General features: G+C 67.2%; 17 protein-coding genes and 3 pseudogenes. 7 read left to right on the top strand and 13 right to left on the bottom strand.

All coding sequences use genetic code 11. The annotated features are described in order from the left end of the window. The first annotated feature begins 417 nt into the window (after window positions 1–417). From ACTWP8_RS07090 to ACTWP8_RS07080, 3 genes are all read left to right on the top strand, one after another. Window positions 418–879, top strand: a complete 462-nt coding sequence (locus ACTWP8_RS07090) for a hypothetical protein (protein ID WP_443321277.1) — start codon at window positions 418–420, stop codon at window positions 877–879. Window positions 880–967: 88 nt separating this feature from the next. After that, window positions 968–1,855, top strand: a complete 888-nt coding sequence (locus ACTWP8_RS07085) for a phosphotransferase (RefSeq protein WP_443321455.1) — start codon at window positions 968–970, stop codon at window positions 1,853–1,855. Window positions 1,856–1,884: 29 nt separating this feature from the next. Continuing rightward, complete coding sequence (locus ACTWP8_RS07080; RefSeq protein WP_443321276.1) at window positions 1,885–3,411, top strand: ISL3 family transposase; 1,527 nt, start codon at window positions 1,885–1,887, stop codon at window positions 3,409–3,411. Window positions 3,412–3,498: 87 nt separating this feature from the next. Here ACTWP8_RS07080 and ACTWP8_RS07075 read toward each other — a convergent pair whose 3' ends face one another. From ACTWP8_RS07075 to ACTWP8_RS07065, 3 genes are all read right to left on the bottom strand, one after another. Beyond that, entirely contained in the window at window positions 3,499–3,972 is a 474-nt protein-coding gene (locus ACTWP8_RS07075) for a hypothetical protein (protein ID WP_443321275.1), read from the bottom strand. A 344-nt stretch (window positions 3,973–4,316) separates the two neighbouring features. Next, window positions 4,317–4,775 (bottom strand): hypothetical protein, encoded by a 459-nt coding sequence (locus ACTWP8_RS07070; protein WP_443321274.1) that lies wholly within the window; start codon window positions 4,773–4,775, stop codon window positions 4,317–4,319. A gap of 1 nt (window position 4,776) precedes the next feature. After that, window positions 4,777–5,385: a DUF4913 domain-containing protein gene (locus ACTWP8_RS07065; protein ID WP_443321273.1), complete on the bottom strand. Its 609-nt coding sequence runs from the start codon at window positions 5,383–5,385 to the stop codon at window positions 4,777–4,779. Window positions 5,386–6,066: 681 nt separating this feature from the next. Between ACTWP8_RS07065 and ACTWP8_RS07060 the strand changes: the two genes are divergently transcribed. Then, window positions 6,067–7,326 (top strand): hypothetical protein, encoded by a 1,260-nt coding sequence (locus ACTWP8_RS07060; protein ID WP_443321272.1) that lies wholly within the window; start codon window positions 6,067–6,069, stop codon window positions 7,324–7,326. A 245-nt stretch (window positions 7,327–7,571) separates the two neighbouring features. On the opposite strand, the gene ACTWP8_RS07055 is transcribed toward ACTWP8_RS07060, so the two are convergent. The 7 genes and pseudogenes from ACTWP8_RS07055 to ACTWP8_RS07025 all read right to left on the bottom strand — a co-directional run bounded on the left by ACTWP8_RS07055 (window position 7,572) and on the right by ACTWP8_RS07025 (window position 14,389). After that, window positions 7,572–7,697, bottom strand: coding sequence for a hypothetical protein (locus ACTWP8_RS07055; RefSeq protein WP_443321271.1), 126 nt, complete (start codon window positions 7,695–7,697; stop codon window positions 7,572–7,574). After that, the gene (locus ACTWP8_RS07050) at window positions 7,694–8,881 is read right to left on the bottom strand and encodes a DnaB-like helicase N-terminal domain-containing protein (RefSeq protein ID WP_443321270.1); all 1,188 of its coding nucleotides are present in this window, start codon (window positions 8,879–8,881) and stop codon (window positions 7,694–7,696) included. Before ACTWP8_RS07050 ends, ACTWP8_RS07055 begins: the two co-directional genes overlap by 4 nt. Beyond that, entirely contained in the window at window positions 8,878–9,102 is a 225-nt protein-coding gene (locus ACTWP8_RS07045) for a hypothetical protein (RefSeq protein WP_443321269.1), read from the bottom strand. The genes ACTWP8_RS07050 and ACTWP8_RS07045 overlap by 4 nt, the downstream gene beginning before the upstream one ends. 111 nt (window positions 9,103–9,213) lie before the next feature. After that, the gene (locus tag ACTWP8_RS07040) at window positions 9,214–10,920 is read right to left on the bottom strand and encodes a type IV secretory system conjugative DNA transfer family protein (protein WP_443321454.1); all 1,707 of its coding nucleotides are present in this window, start codon (window positions 10,918–10,920) and stop codon (window positions 9,214–9,216) included. Between the two features lie 281 nt (window positions 10,921–11,201). Then, window positions 11,202–11,972 (bottom strand): hypothetical protein, encoded by a 771-nt coding sequence (locus ACTWP8_RS07035; RefSeq protein ID WP_443321268.1) that lies wholly within the window; start codon window positions 11,970–11,972, stop codon window positions 11,202–11,204. 28 nt (window positions 11,973–12,000) lie between these two features. Continuing rightward, window positions 12,001–12,342 carry a hypothetical protein gene (locus tag ACTWP8_RS07030; RefSeq protein WP_443321267.1) on the bottom strand — a complete coding sequence of 114 codons (342 nt, stop codon included), beginning with the start codon at window positions 12,340–12,342 and terminating at the stop codon, window positions 12,001–12,003. Between the two features lie 1,013 nt (window positions 12,343–13,355). Next, window positions 13,356–14,389, bottom strand: a pseudogene (locus ACTWP8_RS07025) (IS630 family transposase). Between the two features lie 865 nt (window positions 14,390–15,254). Here ACTWP8_RS07025 and ACTWP8_RS07020 point away from each other — a divergent pair. Then, window positions 15,255–16,658 (top strand): hypothetical protein, encoded by a 1,404-nt coding sequence (locus ACTWP8_RS07020; protein ID WP_443321266.1) that lies wholly within the window; start codon window positions 15,255–15,257, stop codon window positions 16,656–16,658. A gap of 643 nt (window positions 16,659–17,301) precedes the next feature. Then, a pseudogene (locus ACTWP8_RS07015) lies at window positions 17,302–17,640 on the top strand (transposase); the annotation flags it as partial. A gap of 505 nt (window positions 17,641–18,145) precedes the next feature. On the opposite strand, the gene ACTWP8_RS07010 reads toward ACTWP8_RS07015, so the two are convergent. Continuing rightward, the gene (locus tag ACTWP8_RS07010) at window positions 18,146–19,771 is read right to left on the bottom strand and encodes a hypothetical protein (protein ID WP_443321468.1); all 1,626 of its coding nucleotides are present in this window, start codon (window positions 19,769–19,771) and stop codon (window positions 18,146–18,148) included. A gap of 414 nt (window positions 19,772–20,185) precedes the next feature. Continuing rightward, a pseudogene (locus ACTWP8_RS07005) lies at window positions 20,186–20,377 on the bottom strand (helix-turn-helix domain-containing protein); the annotation flags it as partial. 37 nt (window positions 20,378–20,414) lie between these two features. Between ACTWP8_RS07005 and ACTWP8_RS07000 the strand changes: the two are divergent. Further along, window positions 20,415–20,720 carry a hypothetical protein gene (locus ACTWP8_RS07000; protein WP_443321265.1) on the top strand — a complete coding sequence of 102 codons (306 nt, stop codon included), beginning with the start codon at window positions 20,415–20,417 and terminating at the stop codon, window positions 20,718–20,720. A 201-nt stretch (window positions 20,721–20,921) separates the two neighbouring features. Here the strand turns inward: ACTWP8_RS07000 and ACTWP8_RS06995 are convergent, their stop codons facing one another. Then, window positions 20,922–22,487, bottom strand: coding sequence for an ATP-binding protein (locus tag ACTWP8_RS06995; RefSeq protein WP_443321264.1), 1,566 nt, complete (start codon window positions 22,485–22,487; stop codon window positions 20,922–20,924). Window positions 22,488–22,498: the final 11 nt, after the last annotated feature.

Below are 22,498 nucleotides of genomic sequence, written 5' to 3'. Positions count from 1 at the left end.
AGGACGGGATCTCCAGTCCTCTCCCGCGATGTGTGTCTGCCGTGGGCGAACTGGCAATGAAGCGGACCGCTGCTATCCATGCAAGTGGGAATGCATCGGTCGCCAGGGGCTTTCCCGGGGCGCTCGACCGCAGCGGGAGGGTTGGCCTGGTGAGCGAAGAGATCCGTGCGTACAACGAGACCGTGGACGACGCAGATGACGCGTCCCTGGCGGGCCTGGATGGCTGAGGTCGGCGGATCGAGCTGAGCGTGGAGGAGCTGGCGCCGCTCTCGGGGGGCAAGCGCGATTGGAGCCAGCGAGGCTAGGTCGGCACTGACTAACGGCGGGCGCTCGGACTACCCGTTGGTTGGCCACAGGCCGCCGCCTGGTCGGAGCCCCCGGCTGTACAGGTACCGCTCTCGGCGTCGACGACCGGGTGTGCTGGACCGCCCGCGGGCCGCCGAGCAGATCTCTCGTGCCGAGGAACTGTTGGGCAGGGGCGCGATCCGGTGGGCGGAGATCCATACACGGATCGCGGAGCTCGTACGGGACGCGGGTGTCGCCTCGGACCTGCCGGGGCGCGCCGAGGACGTGGTCGCGTCGGCCAGTGAGGCGGGACTGATCTCGTCCATCGCCTACATCCGCTTTGCTCTGTGCCTGCACGCCGTGGCTCTGGGCTCACCCGCCTTGCTGGATGAGGCAAGGGCCCAGTTGCGTGAGTGCGTACGCGGTGAGGAATTCGCCTACCTGGCGGAGCTGTCCTATCTGATGGCCGAGGACGAGCCACCGGTGGACCTGCCCCGGGCGCGCTGGCTGGACGGCGAAGAACAGGTCCGGGCACGCTGGATGGCTATCGCCGACGATCGGCGCCGCGAAGCCGCCGCAACCAGAGGAGCATGAGCCGGGTGGCGAAGTACACCACGTTGGATGAAGTCGACCTGCCGGCCGTGGCCCAGCGCTACGAGCTCGACCAGCCGCAGCTGGCCCCCTGGCGGGAGGTGCCGCGAACTCCAGCTTCCGTCTGTCGAGCGGCACTGACGAGTTCGTGCTCACCATCCTCGACAACCACGACATGCCGAGCGCCGAGCGCCTGGCCGCGCACACCCAGGCCGTGTTCCGGCTGGGCGTGCCGACCACCGAAGTCTTCCCGGCCGCTGATGGTGCGCTGATCACGACTCTGGACGACCGGCCGGTCATTCTGAAGGAGAGGATCGAAGGGAAGGCGAAGCAGCCGCTGCCGGTGCCGCTCCTGCCCGAGGCGGGACGTATCCTCGCCCAACTGCATGCGCTCCCGCCGGATTCAGCGGGGCTCGGCGACATCCCGGTCGGATCCCGCAGGCTGTCTAACGACCACAATTCCATCATTTCGCAGTTCGCCGACCGGGACTTCGCGGCCTGGCTCACCGATCGACTGGACCGCGTCCGCACCGTGGAAGCAAAAAACCTGCGCCCGCAACGGGTCGCGCACGGAGATCTCTTCGACGACAACGTCATCGTGCGGACCCAGGGCCAGCTGTCCATCCTGGACTGCGAGACGATCTCGCTCGACGATCCCCTCCTCGACCTCGGAATGGCGGCCGTGGGACTAGCCGAGGAAGGCGGCGTTCTTGTACCAGAGCGCCTCAACGCCCTCATCGACGGCTACGGGGAGATCGCGCCGCTCTCCGAGGAAGACGCCATAGCGCTGCCGATGGAAATCGAACACGCGGCACTGATCATCGCCTTCCACCGCTACTACCGCCACAACATCCGCTTCCCCGACCCTAGCAAGAGCACCATCCATACAGAGATGATCAAGTTCGTGGACTCGGTGGAAGGTGCTGCTGCGAAAAGAGGGACTGTAAATCGTTCGGCTCTGTCGCACTTTCGGTGGTGACGGAGTGTGGCTGGCATCGTTGACATCACATGCAAGATGTCAACGAGCTTGTGGACATGGTGTTTTCGGGGTTACTCCCGCTGGTCATCGAGGACGTGGTCGATGAGGGCGAGCGGATCCTGGTGCGGGCGCGGACACCGCATGGGACAGCCGCATGCCCCGGCTGTGGGGCACAGTCCGGGCATGTGCACGGCTACCACGAGCGGACCGTGGCCGACGTGCCGGTGGACGGCCGACGCGTGGTGGTCCGCGTGCGGATGCGGCGCCTGGTGTGCCCCACGCGTGGGTGCCGCCATACCTTCCGCGAGCAGGTGCCCGGGGTGCTCGAGCGGTACCAACGGCGCACCGCCCGCCTGACCGGCCACGTCACGTCCGTGGTGAAGGAGTTAGCCGGGCGGGCGGGATCGCGGCTGTTGTCGGCTTGGGCCGTACGCCTGTCGCGTCACACCGCCCTGCGCGTTCTGCGGTGCATCCCCTTGCCCAGGCCGCGGGTGCCCCGGGTGCTGGGCGTCGATGACTTCGCCCTGCGCCGCCGCCACCGCTACGCCACCGTGCTGATCGACGCCGAGACCCACGAGCGGATCGACGTGCTGCCCGACCGCAAGGCCGAGACGCTTCAAGCGTGGCTGCGCGATCACCCTGGCGTCGAGATCGTGTGCCGCGACGGCTCCGTGTCCTACGCCGAGGCGGTCCGCCGCGCCCTGCCCGAGGCCACGCAGGTGAGTGACCGGTGGCACGTGTGGCACGGCCTCGCGCGGGCGGTCGAGAAGACGGTAGTGGCCCACAGCGGCTGCTGGGCGAAGGCCGCGCCCAAACGGCGGGAGCTGACACGTGAACGCACCACCCTGGCACGCTGGCACGCCGTCCATGACCTGCTCGGCAAGGGGGTGGGGCTGCTGGACTGCGCCCGCAGGCTTGGCCTGACGCTGAACACCGTCAAGCGGTACGCCCGCACGCCCGAGCCCGATCGGCTGCGCCGCCCGCCCCGATACCGCGCCTGCCAGGTCGACCCCTATCGCGACCACCTGCGCCGACGCCGCGCCGAAGATCCCGGCGTGCCGGTCAAGCGCCTACTCGAGGAGATCCACGCCCTCGGCTACACGGGCAGCCTCAACCTCCTCTACAAGTACGTCAACCAGGGCCGCCTGGAGGGCGACTGCATCGTGCCCTCTCCGCGCCGCCTCACCTCCTGGATCATGACCCGCCCCGAGGACCTGCCCGACAAGCGCCGCGTGCACCTCGATGAACTCGTGGCCGCTTGCCCCGAGATGACCGCCCTGGCCGGGCTCGTGCGTGCCTTCGCCCAGCTCACGGCCGAGCGCCGCGGCAGCGATCTCGACTCCTGGGCCAAGGAGGTACGCCAGGCCGGCCTGCCTGAAATAGGGCCCTTCCTCAATGGCCTCGCCCAGGACCACGACGCCGCCGTCGCCGGGCTCTCCCTCCCCTACAGCAACGGTCCAGCCGAGGGCATCAACACGAAGACCAAGCTGATCAAGCGGCAGATGTACGGCAGGGCAGGCTTCCCGCTCCTCCGCCACCGCATCCTCTTGGCATAGCTTCCCGAACCGTCACCACCGAAAGCGCGACAGAGCCGTTCGTTTGACAGACCCCGAAAAGACCACGTGCAAAGGGGGTGGACATCTTCAGCGTGTGCGGTGAGGGCGCCGGTGCGCGACTGGAGCCGCAGGAGCCTCCGGGCTGGCACTGTTCCGGGCCTTGCGAGAATGCGGGGAGCGGGCCCTGGCCGCTTGGGCGCGGCGGCCGAGAGGAAACGCATCGGCAGCGGCTGCCTCCTGCTCGCGTTCTAGTCGACGCGCCGCGGTTCGGTAGGCGGCCTCGTCCTGGCGTTCGCCGACGGCCAGTAGGTAGATCTCTCGGTTGTGCTGGGAGGAGTCGGGGGCGTCCCGGTACTGGATGACGAGGCGCCATCGGGTTTCCGGGTCGACGTAGACCTTGTGGCAGTCCGCCAGTTCCCGTTGGAGGGCGGCCCCGCGCTCGTTGCCGTGAACCAGGTGCTGCAGTTCCAGGAGGGCCAGGTCGCGGATGTTCTCCGGGACGGAGCGCAGGTCGGCGAGGGCTTCGGGGTGAGCCGCGAAGGCGTACCGTGCACGGCTCACGCCGTGCCCCGGCGAGGACGCGTCGATGCAGGCCCTGCGAACCGAGGTGGAGCTATAGGCGCCGGAGGCGCGGCGAGGCCGCCAGCCTTGAGCGTCGAGCGCGCGCGAGCGGCGTTTGCCTGGCGGCCGACCGTGCTCTGCGGGGTTGGTACCTGCGGGAGCGGCGCGTCCCGTTCCATCGCCCACGCATCCGCGACTTCGGCGGTGGCGAAGGCGCCCTCCCGGACGGTGTAGGAGCGCATGTCCTTGGTCGTCTCTTCGAGGAAGAGGCGGTATGGGGCGCTCACGGAGTCGGGGTGACTGTCGTAGACGAGGGTCCGGACCACGACGCCGAAGTCGAAGGATCACGGGTTTTCGGTGTAGTGATCGATGATCTCGTAACGGTTGTCCGGGTTGGCCCTGAGCAGGTCCTCAAGCCGTGCTGTGAGAGCGTCGGCGGGCCTGGGGCCGTCAGGGTTGGACAGCGCGATGGATTCGGGTGGGCAGCCCTGGCGGATCAGCCAGTTCTGCGCCAGCGGCACCACAGAGTGGTTCTCATGGTCGAAGTGGAAGGTGCGCTGCTCGACGTCCCGGGTGATGTGCAGCGAGATGTATTCCGCCGCGCCGGGGATGCCCCAGATCGCCGATCGGTCGAGCAGCAGCAGGTAGCTGTCGCGGCCGTCGTCGGTGTGGTGTTCGGCCAGGGGCAGCAACATGTCGTCCGAGAGTGTGACCGAGAGGAAGTCATCCTCGATCCGCTCGGTGGCCGCCTCGTACCCGGTGATCCGGTAGTCCGGCGACGAGGGCTCGTACTCGCCTGCCATGTCAGACTCCGGCAGGCTCGGGCGAGGCCAGGAGCCGGTGGTTGGGGCGGGCCGGGCTGGTGGTGCACGCGCTGAAGGGGCCGTCCATAGTGCGGAGTTGGAGCAGGGTGGGGTCGAGGTGGTCGCGGTGCCATGTCGACGGTCCGGTGAGGCCGGGCTTGACGTCCGTCAGCTGTTGCCAGGCGAGCCAGAGGGCGTGCAACCGGGCAACGGCCTCGGGGTGCTCCTGCCACTTCTGGCACCACGGACGGCCGGTGGTGATCTCCCGGCCGTAGACCGGCAGCAGCAGGTCGTGCACCCAGCGCGTTAGCGCAGCGAGTTCCTTGGCGTACGCCTTGCCGTCGAGCGCCAGGATGAAAATCGAGGAGGGCCTGGCCTCCTGGCGATTCGGCTCGCCGCCTGTCGGGATTGAGGCTGCCACGGCACTATCGGTGCGATCGGGCGCCGCGTGCTCGCCGTCCTCCGGGCACTGTTGCTCCTCGGTGAGCCGGGCGAGCGTCTCGCCCTGCTTACGGCTCTCCGCGACAAGCCTCGTGACCGTAGAGACGAGGTCGTCCAGGTCGTGATCCGGTATGCGTACCGGCTCGTCCTCGTGTGCGGGTTCAGACATAGATACCCCTCCGCAAGATCCGTTGGTTGGGGTGTCGAGGTTCCGGAAAAACCGGGGTTTGGCCCGGCCGGAAAGCAGGTGTAGAAAGCGCAGCTCAGCTCTGTGCGCCGTGAGGGTAGGCGGTCATGGGCGCGCCAGAATCTGCAAGGTGCTGCCTGTCGCGGCACAACACCCATTGCCACAACGGTAAGTTGGGCGGGGCGTCCGAGCCCCGGAGCGCCGGTCACCCAGCCGGGGCGAGGCCCTGCATCCACTCTACGAACTGAGTGTTCAGGCGCCTGGGTCGGCTGGGGTGCCGGGCGAGTAGCCTCTCCGACCGGGAGATGGCAGCGGCGTACGGCCCCCACATCTCGTCTCTCCTCCGGGAGCCTTGCCTCCTCGAACGGGGGCTGCGATGCGCTGGGGTCATCCCGCTCCTTGAGCAGTTCGCGGTACCGCACGTGTGGGCGTCGTACGGGAGGTGCGCTGCAGTCGGGCTGCCGCTGAAGTCAAGGTGCAGTCCCCAGCGCCGTGGCGCTCGTTCGGCGAGCTCTTGATTGCGATAAATCCACTACTCCACTCGGTCCCTTACCGGCGCAAAGGCGCTCCAGTAGTTGCGCACGCACGATGAGTGCGCTGTTGCGCGGCGCCCTGCCCAGAGGCCACAGTGACATCCCTCAGTCGGCTGTCCAGGGGGACGGGATGCGGGGAATCGGAGCGCTGCTGAGCGTCGCACTCGCTGGGGTGCTGCTCGCCGGATGCGGTGGCGGGGACAGCCAAGGCGACGGGCAGAGCACCACAGGGAGGGCTGCCAACGAGAAGCAGGCCACTGCGCCCGCCCGGCCGGCCTTCGATCCGCCGCGGCGCTTTGACGAGCAGGGGATTCCCGTGGGTCCACCGGACGCCGTGGTCGGCCGCGGATTCGCCTACGCGTTCGTGGATGAAGAGCCGTCCAACCGGCCCGCCGCAATCAAGGCTGTCGACCTGCACACCGGTGAGGATGCATGGAGCCGGGACGTCGCAGGCACGGAAAGCATCGGAGACCCCGCCAACACGCATTGGCCAGCCTTGGCCGTGGTGGCCGGAGCGGGCCGCACCGACCAGCTGTATTACACAGTCGTCCGGCTGCTTCAGGGTAGCGGGACCGAAGAGGACCGGCGACAGATCGTGGTAGGCGCGCTGGACGGGGACTCAGGGAAACCCCTTTGGTCCGTCACGGCCGATCCTGCTCCCGAGCTGGACTTGGAAGAGGCCAACGTCTGGCTCGCCGGCGCAGACAGAGACCATGCCGTGGTCACCGTGGAGCCCAACGGCGTCTTCGATGACCCCGCGGCGCTAGTCGTGAACGTGAAGTCGAAGACGTCTGCCTGGACTGCCCCCGGCTTCCTCGCCGGCGGCCTCGACCAGGACATCGTCCTGGGACTGCGGGTCGAGTCGACTGACCTCAACGACAGCGGTACGCCGCAGGCGCTGGACGTTCGCACCCGCAAGCCTGTGTGGACCAGCAAGATCAGCGCAGAGCCCGACGGCCCCAACTTGGTGGCAGCGCCGGGGATCGTACTGTTCCACGACGAGTCGGACCCCTTCTATTCCGCCACATTCCTGCTCAACTCAAAGACTGGCAAGCTCCTCTCCGAACTGCCGGACGCCTACGAGTGCGCCTTCGACCAGCAGAGCGCCCTCATCTGCTCCAGCTCCGACATGCTGATCGGGTTCGACGCCGACTCTGCTGAGAAGCTGTGGTCCCTGCCGGATGAGGCGGCACACCGCACCATGCCGACCTTCCACAGCACTTACCACGGCCTGGTCTACACCCAGGGGGCGCATGAGGCAGTCATCCTCGACGCTCGTACCGGAAAGGATGTGGCCACCAATGTGGGACTCGCCCCCGACCATGTCGTTCCCGATGCCGGCCTGGTGACGAACGACGATTTCCTCACTGCCCACCGCGCCATAGGCTAGTGCCGCAGTGGCGGCCGGTAGGGCTATGACGGCCGGTCCCTGCCGCCCGCCTCGCCTGCGGCCCGGCATCGATCAAGTCGCGTGGCAGGCCGCGGTCAATGAGCGCCCGGATTTTCGTGCGGACCACACGCGGGACAGGACCGGGCCGAGCTCCATCGTCACTGGCGGCCGTCACAGGACTTCTTTCAGCAGGTCGATTCGCAGGCGTCCCCCGGTGGCGGAGTCCGTGACAATCAGGCGGGCCATCAGCGGTCGAGAAGACCGCTCGGGGCCCCAGGAACGCTCATCTCGGCACGCAGCTCGTCGAATTCTTGCGCAAGGGCATACAACTTGCCCTGTTCCAGGGCTGCGCGGCCAGTGTGATCTTTCATGACGGACTCCGGCGGTTGTGACGGTCAAGGACAGCGGGAGGCGGAGATGTGGTCGGCGCCGTGGCTGGGAAAACGTCGGCGCGATGGGGGCGGCTGCGTGACCGGGCCGCTTCGATGCGGGCCGCGGGGGGAGAAGCGCCCTGTTGGCTGCTGGGACGGTGTTGCTCGGGCTCGGTGCCAGAGGCGATGCGCCAGCGGCGGCGGACTTCACCCAGGGGCCCCAGCGCGTGGAGGGCGTAGCCGATCAGCCGCCCCGGTGCCAGAGACTCGTCGTCGGCCAGCGCACGCACCTGCCGGGCCGAGGCGGCGGCCGTTCGGATGAGCGAGGCTTGGATGACCTGCTCGCCGAGGTGGTCGGCCGCCCCGGCGAAGGCCAGCGGGTCGCAGATCCGCAGGACACGTTCGGCGTCGAGCGTCCCGTCTGCCAGGGCGCCTCGGCGCTGTGTCTCCCAGAGCACGGTGAGCTGGTCGATGGGTTCGCCTCGGTGATGCAGGGCGGCGAGCGAGCGATAGATCTGTTGGTGGCCGGCATCTGCGAAGTCGCCGGGATGGAGCCATCGGACGACGTCGAGGAGCTGGTCGGGCCGGGCGCTCAGGCAACCGAGGAGGAACTCCTCATCGGCGAGGACTCGTTCGTCCACCCGATGCGGATGTCCCCTTGGTGCCACGCTCGACACCGGTGGCTGGGCAGGTCGCGGCTCGGTGCCCCACCGATGGGCGAGGTCGGCGAGGACGTCGGACAGGATCTGGGCATGATGGAGCGTTTCCTCGACTCCACCGCGCACCCCGTCGGCACGAGCGGCCTGGTGAAGGCGGGTGGCGTGCTCGGCGACGCCGCGGTGGATGGCGCCCTCCAGGACCATCCGTCCGTAGACCGGGGCATGCGCGGGGCGCGGGCATGCGGACACCAGAGAGTGGGCGTACGACGCTGTAAGCCCACGGATCCGTGTGCTCGCCTCGCTCACCGTGTCGATCATCCAGGCCAGCGGGACGGGCTCGCCAGCCTGCGCGGTCGCCGCCGGGTGGCCGTCGGCCCGGAGCTTGAGCATCGCGGCGTAGATGGCCGCGTGCGCCGGTCGGTAGAAGTGATCGGGCCGCAGCCAGGACGAGAGCCGGTCGAGCTGGCAGGGTTCGAGGAAGACGGAGCCCAGAACCGCCTGCTCGGCCTGTATGAGCGGAGTCACCGCCGAGCCTTGCGCTCGGCTTGCAGTTCCGCGACGGCACGGTTGGCGGCGGCCAAATCGGCAGCGTAGCCGTCGAGTTCGCTTGTGAAGCCGGGGTCCGAGGTGAGCATGGCTCCGGTGGGGGATACCAGCCACCAGTGGTCGTCGCGACGTACGACGGGAGTGCCGGCCAGTCGCTCGGACTGGCGGAGGGAAGCCCAGGACGGTACGGGGTGGGACATGGGAGCACCTCAATGAAAAGGGGGGAGATCGAGCAGCGGATCGAGGACGCGATGCGGGCTGATGCCGTCTGTCCGTCCCTCTCGTCCGGGCGCTGACCCGCCGCAGGCCGGTCATGCCGCGGGTCCGAAGTCGTCGCGGCGCAGGTTCTTGGCCAGGGCGCGCTCGGTGATGGCCGCGGTCGCCTTGGCGGAGGCGGCCCCGAGCCGGTCCGCGTCCGGCTCCCGGTACCAGGGCTTGAGGTCAAGCAGGGCGGGGCGGACGCCGGTGGCCAGCAAGAGCGCGGAGCCCTTGGGCAGTGCCCGGATCGCATCAGCCGGAAGTGCGCGCTGCTGACGCATCGAGACCGACGTCGACTTGCCCGTCTCGCTGGTGGACACCGATACCGTGCGTACGTCGTGATCGCCCACGAGGCGACTCAGCTTGTCCGCGAAGTCGGCGTCATCGATGCCGCTACCGACCAGCTTGATTGTCGCCGCGCTCCACAGCGCGTCCATGCCCGCTTCTCCCCAGACCCGTACGCCCTGGCGGTAGGACTGCAGGATCGTGATCGGGATGACGCCCCGGGAACCGAGGTGTGAGTAGAGATCGGGCAGATCCGCGATCTTGCACACGTTGGCGGCCTCGTCCAAGATCGCGAGCAGCGGGGCGTCGAGGCGACCGCCGTCGCGTTCAGCCTGGATGACGGCCGCGCGCATGACCGCGTCGGCGGCTGCGGCGATGATCGCCGAGGCAGAGCCGCCGCCGTCCTTCGACAGAAGGAACAGGGTGTCCTTGCTGGTCGCGAACTCCTCCGGCTTGAACTGCCGAACTTTCTCGAGGTCCTCGGCGGGCGTCACCCAGGCGGCGATGCCAGGGTCGAGGAGGCAGCTCGCGTACTGCCGTGCTGTCTCGAAGATGCCGTCACGGGTTTCGACGGCACCAGCCACGGTGCCCTGCAGCTGGGCGGCGACGGCGTCGAGCCCGGCATCCTGCAGGAGGTCGATCGGGGTGCGGTCGGCAGGTGAGGCGAGCCAGGCCAGGACGTCAGTGATCGGGCGACCGTCACGGGCGGCGGCGAGGAACAGCGCCGTGAGGGTGTTGGCGGCGGCAGTGGACCAGAAGTCGCCGAGACTCGACTCATCCACGGAGGCGGTTACGAAGTGTCCGGCCAGACGCCGGGCTCCGGCGAGATCGTGGGCGTCGGCGAGGATGTCCCACCACATGGTCCGGGGAGCATGAGCGATCTGCTGCGGGTCCAGCGTCCAGACGGTCCCGACCTTGGCGCGCTCGTCGAGCGTCGCCGTATAGGCGTCGCGTGCCGCCTTGTTCGAGGTCAGCAGCACCGGGCCGGGAGCGCGCAGAATCGCCGGTATCGCCAGGCCGGAGGTCTTGCCGGATCGGGGCGCCATGATCGCGAGGAGGACGTCCTCCCAGGAGGAACGGACCTCGGTGGTGCCCGGCTTCAGAGTGCCGAGGAGCACACCGCGGTCGTTCGGCTCGACGTTTTTGGGCTTGGTGCCCTTCAGGCTGGGTCGCAGATCGATCGCCTTGGTCGCGATCTTCTTGGGCAGCAGGTCTGCCAAGTCGCGCTGATCGGCCAGCCCGGTGGGATTTCCGCGAAAGCGCAGCCATACCTTGGTGCCGATGAGGGCAGCCGTCGCAAGCGTGGCGGCGGGGAATACGTAGCACCCGAAGATGGCGGGGGGTCGGGCGAGGTGGGGCCAGACCTGCTCCGGGTGTAGGAGAGCGGCGGTCGGCTGGAAGGCGGCCCACGGGTCAGAGCCGACAAGGGCGTTGGCCAGATTTCCGAACAGCCAGGCCAGCGATCCGCCCCCCATACCGAGCCCGGCGATGGAGAGCAGGACGTAGAACAGGAAGTCGGTGCTGGTGGTGGTCGAGGGCCTGCTGGTACGTGGAGATGGCAAGGCGAGGTCCAGTTGGGTGCGGAGCGAAGTACGGTGGCTGGGCAGTGAGTTCTTCTGGCGATCACCGGCGGCTCCTAGCGGTTGGGGGTGGCGAGTCGGGGAGACCGCTGCGCTGGCAGATGGCACGGCCGGCTCAGTGCTTGGCGATGGCGCGGCGGCAGCGGCGGGCGAGGACGAGGCGGCTGCCTTAGCGGTCAGCGGGCCCGGCGTTTGGGCGGAGCGGCCTGGGGATGGGTGGCCACTCCCTCGTGGGGCGCGAGGATGTTGGCCGGGCGGTTCGGAGAGGACGCCACGGCAGCGTCGAACCGGGCGGTATGCGTGACGGACGGGAACTCGTGCTGCATTGGGAGCGGCACCTCCGCCAGGGGCGGAGCATTCTCGGGCGTCACGTCCGGCATGACCGCCAATTCGAGCTGTACGTTGACGAGCTGGTCGCCGAGGAAGGCGACGTGGTGCGCGATCGTGCGCAGGTGCAGGCCCAGCTCTCGGCCATTGGGGGTGTCGAGGCGCTCGCACCAGGCAGCTGCCGTGTCGATGAACTCCTCCAGATCGCCGACGGCGCCGTGGTGTTCATCGAGGATCTGCTCCAGGACGTCGGCGACGTCGGCCGGCCGACGCAGCTCATGCAGCTCGCCGGTTAGGGCGGTCAGTGACTGACCGGGAACGGTTTCCCGTACGGCCACGCCGTCCGGGGTGGGGATGGGCGGCGGCAGCATGATGCGGGGGTCGGCGGCGACCGAGAGGCCGGCGTCCTGGAACTCGCGGGTAGCGCTGGTCACGCTCCGGACCGCCGTGTTGTACGGGGTGTCGTTCGGCAGGAGATAGACGTCCAGGTGCTCGCTGTAGCGGAAGTGGTGCTTGCGCAGGACCTCGTCCAGGAACGGGCGGTCAACCGCGACGGCGGCTACCACACCGAGGTCGGGGTGAACTCCGAAGGCGACGTCGGGCTCGAGTTGCAGATTCATCGCGAAGGATCCCTTCGGCGCGTGCGTTCTAGCGGGCGCGGACTGGCTGCTGGGCAGTCGAAGCGGGGCGGTATGTGACTTGGACTGCAGGCCGCTGCGGCGGAGAGGCGCCTGCACGAGCAGGGGAGATGGCGGTGGCGGCCTGGGCCCGGCGCTGGCGGGTCGACGCAGGGTGGGTAGACCAAGTCAGATCGGGACGCCCGTTTCCGCGGATATAGGAGAAGGCATCGAACGCGAGGGCCGTGTTGTCCAGCCGGGTCTCGACGTACCGGAGGTCGCCCTCGCCGTGGAGTAGCACGCCCTCGCGGGTTCGCATGTCGGTGCCGACCGCGCGCAGGGTGCCCTCGGGGTCGCGCACCTCGTCGTGCACGACGATCCGGGCGGCACGGATATCGGCGTCAAGCGCGCGGGCGGAGGCGAATGCCGCCTCATCGACGCTGGAGACCTCCGGGGCCGAGCTGCCTCCGGCCGGTCGAGGAGATTTCGGCTGGGATTGAGCCGGGTGTAGGGCTTGAGGTCGTAGACGGCGTCGGACGTGACGCTGTACTGCGCGGCCCTCAGGGACTGGACTGCCTGTTGTCCTCGCTGGGTCGGGTCACGCTTCGGCTCGGTCAGGGCGTACAGGCTGCTGCCGGGCAGCTGCTCGAAGCCGACCAACCGCAGTATGTGGTCGGCGAGATGGTTTTCGTGCGATGCCGCTGCCACGACGCCGTACTGGTCGTTGTGGCTGACGGTTATGTGCGGACGTGTTTCCGCCACGAGAGATGCACCTCGCAGAGGTCGGGGCCGTGCGGAGGACGAGGATGTGGCCCGAGGACGGATTTGGCGGGGCCGGGAATCTGCGCTAGCGCGAGCGGCGCAGACGGCCGAGTCCGAGCAATCCGACGGGCGGCAAAGGGGAGGCTGTGTCCGCGGCGCCGTGGCACTCTCGCGGGCAGCTAATGGGGAACGATCGCGGGCGACCGGGCCGTGCTCTTCGAGTTCATACAGTTCCTGAGACGGCCGATCTGGACCCTGCAGCCGGAGGACACGGACCGCTTCCTCGTCCGCCAGCGCAAGGACCAGGGCTTGGCCCGCGGCACGGTGCGGAGCAAGGCCGGCGCGATCGCCGAGTTCTTCGACTTCCTCATCGCCCGCTACCAGGGCGACGTGCACGCGCTGACCGGGCACGTCCTTGTCTCGTCGATCGACGAGTTCAACTGGTCCCCGCGGATGGAATACGGCACCCCGCGCATCCCGCCCTCTTCGGCCGAGGTCAGCGACTTGTTCTCGGCCTGGCGGGCGTCGTTACCCTCGGCCCGCAAGTACGTGCCGGCCGCCCGGAACTACTTCGCCGCGTCGCTGTGGCGACGGGCGGGGCTGCGGATCAGCGAGACGGTGATGCTAAGCGGCTTTCCAGAAGTTCTGTCGGTAACTGGTCGGGAACCAGGGGGCTGGTCCAGGGCGCGGCGGTGGTCAGGAGCTGGCCGGGTGAGCGGCTGCGGAAGAAGGCATGGACTTGTCGCCTGCGGGCCGGCCAGGAGACGGCGGTGTTGGCGACGTAGTGCTTGAGTACGGCCCAGACGCGTTCGATGGGGTTGTCGTGCGGGCTGTAGCGGGCGCCGTACCACAGGTGCATCCCAGGGTGGGCGGCGATGAACTCGCGGACGGTGCGGGCGTGGTGGATCTGGTCGTTGTCGCAGATCACCACGACCGCCGGGGAGTGGGGGAAGGCCGCCACCAGCTACTTCAGCAGGTCGAGGAAGTCGGCAGCACGCCGTCGGCCGAGCCGGTAGCGGAAGGTGCCGGTGGTGACCTCCAGCGCGCCCAGCACGGTGAGCTGCCGGTTCTTGCCCAGGGTGGGAATGTGTGGCCGGCGGCCGGCAAGGTCCAGCTGGAACGGACATGCGGCAGCAGGTGCAGATGGCTCTCGTCGGCCACCCACACCACCGCCCCTGCCGGCAGCAGGTACAGCCGCCTGGCGATCGCGGCCACCACCGCGGCCCGGGCTGGATCGCCGCGGGCGATCCGCTTGGGCCGCCGCCAGACGGCCACCTGCCGCACCCGGTGGTACAGCGTGCGGCAACTGACCTGCGGTCGGCCCAGGTACCGGTGCAGCCTGGCCACGGTCCACGGCCCGGGCCGCTGAAGCAACGCAGCGATCCGCGCGGTCAGCCGGGTGCCGCCCAGCTTCGGCCGTCCGCTGCGGGGCCGGTCGTGAAGGCCGGCCACTCCGCATGTGTTGAAGCGGCCGATCCAGCGGCGCACCGTGGCCGGGTCGCAATCAGCAGCGCGGCGATCTGCGCTGGTGGCAGGCCCTGCAGCGACAGCAGCACCATCACCGCCCGTAACGCTGACCGCCATGGCCCCCGCAGCAGGCTGCGTAACCTCTCGCACTCTGTGGCGGACGCATTGGCGAACACGGTGGGCGGGCGCACACTGACCACAACCTCGCCGGGCGGACGGACGATGGGTGACACCTCGATCGAACGCCCGGCGAGGCCTGTGTCAACGCCTCCCGCACCAGACGGCCCCAACGCCCCTTTATGCGCAGCACTTCTGGATACGCGCTTAGCCGGACCTGGGAAGGTTGCCCAGACATCGTGGCCACTCCGCCACTGCGCACGAAGCCTACGGAGCTTCGGGATAACCCGCTGCGACTAAGCCGACGGCCAGCTCGGTCGCCCGCCATGTAAGCGACGCGCACCGAGCCCTGCCGGAGGCCCTGGAAGGGGAAGCCGCTCGTTCCAGACCGACAGAACCAAGCACAGATTATTGTTCGAATGGAAGACGCCTGCGCAGTAGAGTGAGAAGGTACTCTTCCACAAGTTCATTCTGAATAGTATCGGTCGAAGAATACCGTCGGCCTTCCGAGGTGACGATGAACGCATCCGGCCTGCGCATGCCCCGTCGGCGGTATACCTGATTTGATTTACGCCGCCTGCGCCACTCGGCCAGAATCGACATTTACTTCTCTCCTGATTATATAGCAACCCAAGTCGGGCGCCCTTGAGAGGACTCGATCTTGGCCGATTGGGGACACCCCAGGTCGTGTCAGCGGACCGCATGAAGGGTATGCACGATCAAGCACAACCACGGGTAACATACACGTCACATTAAAGTAAAGATATACCCATGGAGGTTTGGTCGGCCGTTCAGCCGTTCTGGTCATCAAGCGTAGCCCCGAGGCCCGAAGGCGGCCCCAACTCCCTTACGTAGATAGCCAGAAGCTCTCCGGTCGCTGCGGCCAGACAGAGGTGCCAGACTTGTTAATGATCGGCATCTGTTTGGGCGGTGAGAGACATGAACAAGCCTCCGAACACTCCGCAAGCAGCTCCGGAACCGGAGCCGGTACCACCACCGGTGGAGCCGATCGCCTGGAGGGAAGCCTTCCGGCAGCGAGGAATGGCACTGAATGTGGCCCTTTCATGGATTACTCGGCGCCAGTGGATGCATCGCAGAGTGGATACTTTTGATTTTCGCGATGATTTGCTCGTGAGGTGCCGCAGCAGCATCGACCTCACGATCCCAGAATCTGCCCCGCTTGTCAGGGCTCAGGACGGCGCGACTACCCTCCGTGGGAGCGACAGGCAGCCGATTCGCGTATTGCCTATTTCACTGGTCGTCAAGAAGAAGACTACTGTCGGGTTCGATCTGCGAGATGAGAATGATCGCCCGATTTCTAGACTGCGCGCCGAGCAAAGTGGCCAGTTGGGCGCAGTCATCCTCACGGCAACGGCTGAGCGAATCCTGAACCGCGCCGAGCCGTTGCCAGGAGAAGATCCGTTTACAGCGGAACTGGCATCAATCGCACGGTCAGACACTTACTGTGCTGGCGCAGAAGCTTGGAGTCGCCTGACTAGAGGTTTCTTGGACGAAGATCCAGCAAAGGCCGTCCTAGCCCGGGACGAGGCGTTTAGGTACCTGGTACAGCGCTTGGCCGAAAACCACCTCTTGTGCGTATTGCTTTCCGGCAGCCCTGGCCAGGAGCGAGTACTGAAGGTCACCACAGATTACAAGTGCAAAATGGAACGATCCTTGAAGGAGATGGTGGGGTGGGTTGATTTCCTGGCAGAGATTGATGCACCACACGTCTCGGATCCTGCGAGCTACCACTATCACGTCAATGTGCCAGATGGCATCACAATCACCGGCTTGAACGTGCGTCTCGACTCACCAGAGCAAGAGCACCCGTACGACATTGCCAGCCAAGCGAGGGATTCTCAATACGCCCACTTGGTTGCCACCAATTGCGCAAGAGGTAATTACGTTAACTTGGTTAGCATGAAGGTCAAACGGGGAGGATGGCTTAGCGCGGCGACAGCCTCGGTGCTGGGGCTCAGCCTACTATTTTCCCTCTGCTGGCACCTCGCTGACCGTTTCGTCGAATCGTCCGATTCCGCGCCGGAGGTGCACACAGACGTAGTGCTGTTGTTTGCGACACTCTTCCTCGCTGCCGAGGCTACGATTCTCACTATTCTGGCAAAGCAGGGCGAGCACCTACTAACATCACAGATGCTCAATTGCCTGAGAAAAGTGATGTACGTGGTAACGTTGCTGCCGTTCGCGGCCGTCCTTTTCCTGGGCTTCGCGCGGTCCGCAAATACGCTGAGCACTGCATTCGCAGTCATGTTCTGGTTTTCACTTGCCTTTTCAGTTCCGCTACTCATCGCCTATTTCCAGCCAGGGCGCCGAAACGACATATGACTTTCGGGGAGGATACGGTGAGGAAACCTGACGCAAGAATAGAAACCTTGAGTGGGCATCAGCACTATCACGGTGCGGCCCGAGAGGAAGAGATAGCCCACCATCTTATCGACGTACTGACAACGCCTTTTCCTTTCGAGGGTCGGCATGAAGAGGAGCAGCCCGACACCGAAGAAGAGGGCCCCGAAAGGCCGACCTGACGGTGGCGGCCCCGCTGAAAGCGACGAGTCGCGCGGCGCCTCTGGCTCCGCAGTGCGCGGGGCATGAGGTGGTGCCGCAGAACGGGTACTGATCGTAACCAGTGGTCGACTTGACGACGACTTGGGAAACACCCGGTACGGGGCGCCCTAAGAGGGCCTCGCGCCACCTTTCGCCCCGTCCGGACCGCAAGAAGCGCCCTAATCTAAGCGCGTATCCAGAAGTGCTGCGTAAAGGGAGTTGGGGCCGTCTGGTGCGGGAGGCGTTGACACGGGCCTCGCCGGCGTTCGATCGAGGTGTCACCCATCGTCCGCCCGCCCGGCGAGGTTGTGGTCAGTGTGCGCCCGCCCACCGTGTTCGCCAATGCGTCCGTCACCGAGTGCGAGAGGTTACGCAGCCTGCTGCGGGACCATGGCGGTCAGCGTTCCTCGACCTGCTGAAGTAGCTGGTTGCGGCCTTCCCCCACTCCCCGGCGGTCGTGGTGATCTGCGACAACGACCAGATCCACCACGCCCGCACCGTCCGCGAGTTCATCGCCGCCCACCCTGGGATGCACCTGTGGTACGGCGCCCGCTACAGCCCGCACGACAACCCCATCGAACGCGTCTGGGCCGTACTCAAGCACTACGTCGCCAACACCGCCGTCTCCTGGCCGGCCCGCAGGCGACAAGTCCATGCCTTCTTCCGCAGCCGCTCACCCGGCCAGCTCCTGACCACCGCCGCGCCCTGGACCAGCTCCTGGTTCCTGACCAGTTACCGACAGAACTTCTGGAAAGCCGCTTAGACATCCGCGACTGGCGACCCCCTGGGCGAGTTCGGCAAGCTCCACGCCCGCCACGGCAAGGGCAGCCACGGGAGAGGCCCGAAAGCCCGGCTGGTCCCCGCGATCAACTCGCTTGATGCGCTGGTGACCTGGTGGCGGACCGACGTGCGCCATCAGCTCGGCGACGACTACACCACCCCGGATGCGCCGCTGCTGCCCAGCGAGCGCCGTGACCCGCTCACGGGATGGTGCCGCCGCGTGGGCGACGATGCGTTGCGCTCAGGACCAGCCGCATCGCCGATCTATTCGGCCTCACCGTCAACGCCGCCCAGCGCTACACCGCTACTGTTGATCACATCAGCTTTGCTGAATGCCGAAGACGAAGCGGGCAGTCCGCCCCTCAGTGACTGGAGCTGGCATCCGGACGGAGGCAAGCATTGCAGTCCTGACGAGATCTTTCTCGGCACCAGCAACCATTCCGCAGCCGATCAGCGATCAGGTGTCGGGGATACTGTTCGCGTTCCGCTCAGGCCTCCTCACCCCACCAAGGCGCGGCAAGACGGCCGTCAGCCTCTAGCCCGTATCGCAGCAGCCGTTCCCCCGACGCCCCGCCCTGCCTCCGCGCCAGATCCCGCAGCGGCTCTGGGAACCCTGCAGCGGCGGCACCCTGGGCAAGGTACATAGCTTCCTCGTGGTCCCCCGCCTGCACCCGTTCCTGGACCAGAACGAGTAGAGCGAACATGTTCCCTGCGGCGGCTTGCTTATCGAGGCACTCAGTAGTCCTGCGAATACCAATGTCCTGCTGCATCCGGGCCAGAAGAGCCCGGGTGAAAGCACTTCCGGCAGCGGGGATAGGTTCGACCTCATCGTGGCCACTCATCCACAACAGCATGGCTGCAGCAACCCCGTTCCCGGCGGCGGTCTGCTCAGCGAGATACCCAATTCGGTCCTGGTTGTCATCGGCCCACTCCCGTACAACGGCAGCCATCGTTTTCAGAACTGACCTGATGACCGGGTAGCGGGGGACGTCGGAAAGGTCTTCCACTTCCTCGTGGCCGATGGCCGGCTCCCGCACTTGGGATAGGACGTCTTGACCGAGAGGCGATCCTGCGGCGGCAGCCTGCCGGGCGAGGCATTCGGCGCCTTCCCTGTCGCCAGCTGTCTTCCGCTTGTGGGCAAGGAGGGCCAGGGCGCCTGAAGATCCTGCTGCGGCGGCCTGCTGGGCTATGCGTTCCGCAGTGCCGTCGTCGCCGATGCGCTCCCACATGAGGGCCAGTGTGGCCAACGCAGAGGTGTTTCCGGCTGCTGCGGCGGCTTCGTAGAGGCGAACTGCGTGGCGGAATCGAAGCCGCATCTCGGCGGCCTGGCCAAGGGCGGTCAGGTCGTCAGAGGCGCTCAGGTGATCGGCTGCGGCGTCCCAGAATACGGCTGGCGGAGCCGCGTAGCGGCGGGTGTCAACGGTGTGCTGCTGGAGGGTGTCAGCCAGGCGATAAAAGGGCCCGCCTAGGGCGGGTGCGCCGGGCAGGGGAACGTCTCGGGTCAAGGGGCCAGGCACACCGTGACAGGGGCGGTCGGTGTATGTCGTAGCACGGGTGAACCAAGTGGCGCGCCAGGCGTCGGTCTGGGTGCGCCAGTGGTCGGAGTCAAGGTAGGCGGCCGCAGCCGCGTACAAGAACGCCTCCGGGAGGGCCTCGCCGACGCCGAGACGGCGGGCGTCGGCGGCAGCGTCCAACACGGCGCGGGCCTCGACCGGGGCAAGGTGATACCGGTTGAGGAGTTCGCGGGCCCCGGCCAGGTACTGGGTGATGCGGGTTCCACCACGTTCGAGGGCTTCGGCTAGGCGGGCGTCACGCTCTGCCAGGCGACGCAGGTCGTCCAGCGCCTCTGCGTCGAAGGATTCAGCCACGGGTATGACGGTCTGCGAACGCAACAGGGCGCGGGCCTGCTGGTGGGGATCACTGGCGTTCGGAGCACCGACAGGCGGAATGGTAAGCACCGTGAGGGTGTCGTGCCACAGAGTGCCCACGATCAGGACGGGCCCACGGCCGGGGTCGTGGAGCAGGCTGGTCAGGGCGGCGGCGGCCTGTTCACCTCGGGCGGGGTCGTGCGGGGTATACAGGTAACGTTGGATCTCATTCAGCCATAGCACCATTTGGCCCAGCCTCCGGTGAGTGGCCATGCCATCCAAGAGGGCGGTCCGGTCGGCGGGCCGCCACACCTGCCACCCCTTGGGTAGGTGCTGGATGGCCTCCCATAGAGCGCGGGTCTTGCCGGTAGCGGAGTCCCCGACTAGGACCACGAGACGGCTGCCGTGGGCAGGTTGGTCGATCTCTTCACGAAGCCGGAGATCATGGTCGCGCATGACGTACAACGGAAGAGCATCGTCCTTGCCGCCGACGCCGTTTCGGAGTTGGGGTTGGATGGCGGGGTGGACCTCTAGGTCCCGGATTGGGTCCAGCTCACTAATCGGCCGTCCCAGCCGAATCGACAAGCCGCGTGAAGGGCGCGTCGGGCTGGTAGTGGCTTGCCGCAACAGATCCAGCAGGGGTTCTGCTTCTAGCGAGAGCGCCTTCGCCAGCGCGGCTACCGTCGCCGGGCTTGGCGGCGGCTGCTGATCGCTGAATGCCTTACTGATCGTGGTCCGGCGCAGACCTGTCCGCGGCTCCAACTGCTTCTTTGTTAAGTGCTTCAGCGCAAGCGAATCTCTTAGTTGCTTGCGTAGTTCAGCCAGCGCCCCCCGCCCCCGCTGCGTTTCCAACCTCGCCCCCAGCCTGGTTCCTCGTGTGCGTTCTCAGATGTTCATCTTCGTACGCCTGGCCCCCGATGAACATCCGAACCTGCAAGGTCGCTCCCGACAGACGTCGTGGCGTGATCCCGATGAACGGAGCCCTGCTATGCATGTGTCCATCGCTGTTGTCGTGCTGTTGGGCCTGGCTGTCGCGGTCATCGTGGGCCTCCTGGCCGCCTATGCGGCAGCTCGCCTGGCCCGAGCCGACGGCGCCAGTTACCCGGCGGCGCTGACCCGCGCAGCGGTCGCTTTCGCCAGCACCTTGACGTTGCTCGCGATTCTCACCACCGCCCTGGCCAGCTTGCTTGCCTAACAGAACGGCACTGAGCCGACTCAGACGTACATGGACAGGTCAACCTGCCCACTTCCTACCAAGAGGCCATCCTGGGAGCAACAGTCACCACGCCACCCCAACGGACCGCTCGCCTTTGACGAGCGAACGTCCTACGATGGCCGGTCCTTTGATCACCTACAAGTACCGGGGGTCCCTGAACCCAGCGTTCTACACTGGCGCTCACACGCCTCGGCACATGGATTCCGCCGAAGCAGTGCTCTCAGACATCGCGAACTCGCGGGGGATGGCGTGCATTCGGGCGTCTGTGTCGAACAGCTCTCGTTCCCGCGGGTGCAGCAGATGTTGAGTAATGAATGATCGGCCCGCGACTTTCCAGAGGCCGCGCCCCTTGGTGAGGGCGGAGATGGCCTGGGTCTCGACTCCGGTCAGCCCCAGCAGGGCTGCGGCGGAGCTCAGTTGGTCGGTTTCCTGGCGGTAGATGATCCGAGTGGAGCAGTCGGTGAGCAGGCCCTCGGCAAGCGCGCGGCCCCGGGAGCCGGCATCGCCTGCGGTCAGCAGGTCGCTGAGGCGGTGGATGACCATGAGGTTGGCGATGCCGAGGCCGCGCGAGAGCTTCCACTGGCTTTGCATGCGCTCCAGGAGTGCGACGTGCCGCATCACGCGCCATGCCTCGTCGTAAATCACCCAGCGCCGTCCTCCGGTGGGGTCGGCGAGGGCGGATTCCATCCAGGCAGAGGCGCAGGTCATCGCCAGGACGAGCGCGGTGTCGTCGCCGGCACCGCCGAGGCGCGACAGGTCGATGGAGAGCATGGGCGCACTAGGGTCGAACGTCACGGTGCTTGGCGCGTCGAACATTCCGGCCAGGTCACCGTGCACGAGCCTGCGCAGTGCGTGGGCAAGGTCTTCGGCGGCATGTCCGAGGCGACCGGACAGCTCGCCGAGGGCAGAGTCGAGCCGCTCGGGAGAGCCGAGAACATACGCGACCTCGTCCAGCAGCGGGGTGGTGCCGTTGGCCTCGGCGGTGGTGACGACCTGGTCGAGCGCCACATCAAGGGCGGTGTGCTCCATTGGGTGCAGGTCCCGCCGCAGGACGGTTTTCGCGAGCGACCCGAGAAGCAGGAGGCGCCGCTTGCGGACCTCGCCTGTCCAGTCCTCCTCGCTGACGCCGTGCGGCCTGGCGGGCGCGTCGAGCGGATTCAATCGTCCTGGCAGGCCGGGGCCGAGGGCGATGGTCTGTCCGCCCAGTTCGTGGGCGACGACGCTCCATTCGCCCTTGGGATCGCAGGGAACGTAGATCCGGTATCCGAAGGCCACGGCCCGTACTGCGAGGGACTTGGCCAGGGCCGACTTGCCCATGCCGATGATTCCGGCGAGCAGGATGTTCGGATTGGTAAAGCCGTCGAGGCGTCCGTACAGGGCGAACGGGTCGTAGGTGAACGCCGCCTCGGCGTGCACGTCGCGGCCAATGTAGATCCCCTGAGCGCCGAGCCCGCCTTCGGCGAGGAATGGATAGGCGCCGGATGCCGTAGCGGTCGTCATGCGGTGGGCGGGAAGCTTGAGCCGGCCGCCGCGGGCGGAGGCGGGGCCGAGTCGTCCCGCCGCCGGGTAGGTGGCCCGCAGCTCGGGGTCGACGCCGGGGTCAGTACGGCGGGCTTCGGAGCGAGCGGCGTGCCGGGCCTGGTCACGGGCGGCGGCGAACCGGTCGCGGGCAGCGCGGGCGGTGCGGCGGTCGCTCTTGCGGGGGACGAAGAGCGGGCTGGCGCTGGCGCGAGTGCGATAGGGCATGGCGGTGGTGC

The organism is Streptomyces sp. 7N604, assembly GCF_052245475.1.
Taxonomy (GTDB): Bacteria; Actinomycetota; Actinomycetes; order Streptomycetales; family Streptomycetaceae; genus Streptomyces.
Note: the sequence above shows the minus strand (reverse complement) of the source record. Positions and strands in the feature narration are given on the sequence as shown.

What these genes read in the sequence shown, in the direction of transcription:
- ACTWP8_RS07020 (WP_443321266.1), top strand. Translation starts at nt 15,255, where the DNA reads ATGAACAAGCCTCCGAACACTCCGCAAGCAGCTCCGGAACCGGAGCCG.
- ACTWP8_RS07045 (WP_443321269.1), bottom strand. Translation starts at nt 9,102, where the DNA reads ATGTCCCACCCCGTACCGTCCTGGGCTTCCCTCCGCCAGTCCGAGCGA.
- ACTWP8_RS07035 (WP_443321268.1), bottom strand. Translation starts at nt 11,972, where the DNA reads ATGAATCTGCAACTCGAGCCCGACGTCGCCTTCGGAGTTCACCCCGAC.
- ACTWP8_RS07040 (WP_443321454.1), bottom strand. Translation starts at nt 10,920, where the DNA reads ATGGGGGGCGGATCGCTGGCCTGGCTGTTCGGAAATCTGGCCAACGCC.
- ACTWP8_RS07000 (WP_443321265.1), top strand. Translation starts at nt 20,415, where the DNA reads ATGTTCATCTTCGTACGCCTGGCCCCCGATGAACATCCGAACCTGCAA.
- ACTWP8_RS07060 (WP_443321272.1), top strand. Translation starts at nt 6,067, where the DNA reads ATGCGGGGAATCGGAGCGCTGCTGAGCGTCGCACTCGCTGGGGTGCTG.
- ACTWP8_RS07010 (WP_443321468.1), bottom strand. Translation starts at nt 19,771, where the DNA reads ATGGTGCTATGGCTGAATGAGATCCAACGTTACCTGTATACCCCGCAC.
- ACTWP8_RS06995 (WP_443321264.1), bottom strand. Translation starts at nt 22,487, where the DNA reads ATGCCCTATCGCACTCGCGCCAGCGCCAGCCCGCTCTTCGTCCCCCGC.
- ACTWP8_RS07070 (WP_443321274.1), bottom strand. Translation starts at nt 4,775, where the DNA reads ATGGCAGGCGAGTACGAGCCCTCGTCGCCGGACTACCGGATCACCGGG.
- ACTWP8_RS07065 (WP_443321273.1), bottom strand. Translation starts at nt 5,385, where the DNA reads ATGTCTGAACCCGCACACGAGGACGAGCCGGTACGCATACCGGATCAC.
- ACTWP8_RS07080 (WP_443321276.1), top strand. Translation starts at nt 1,885, where the DNA reads ATGCAAGATGTCAACGAGCTTGTGGACATGGTGTTTTCGGGGTTACTC.
- ACTWP8_RS07055 (WP_443321271.1), bottom strand. Translation starts at nt 7,697, where the DNA reads ATGAAAGATCACACTGGCCGCGCAGCCCTGGAACAGGGCAAGTTGTAT.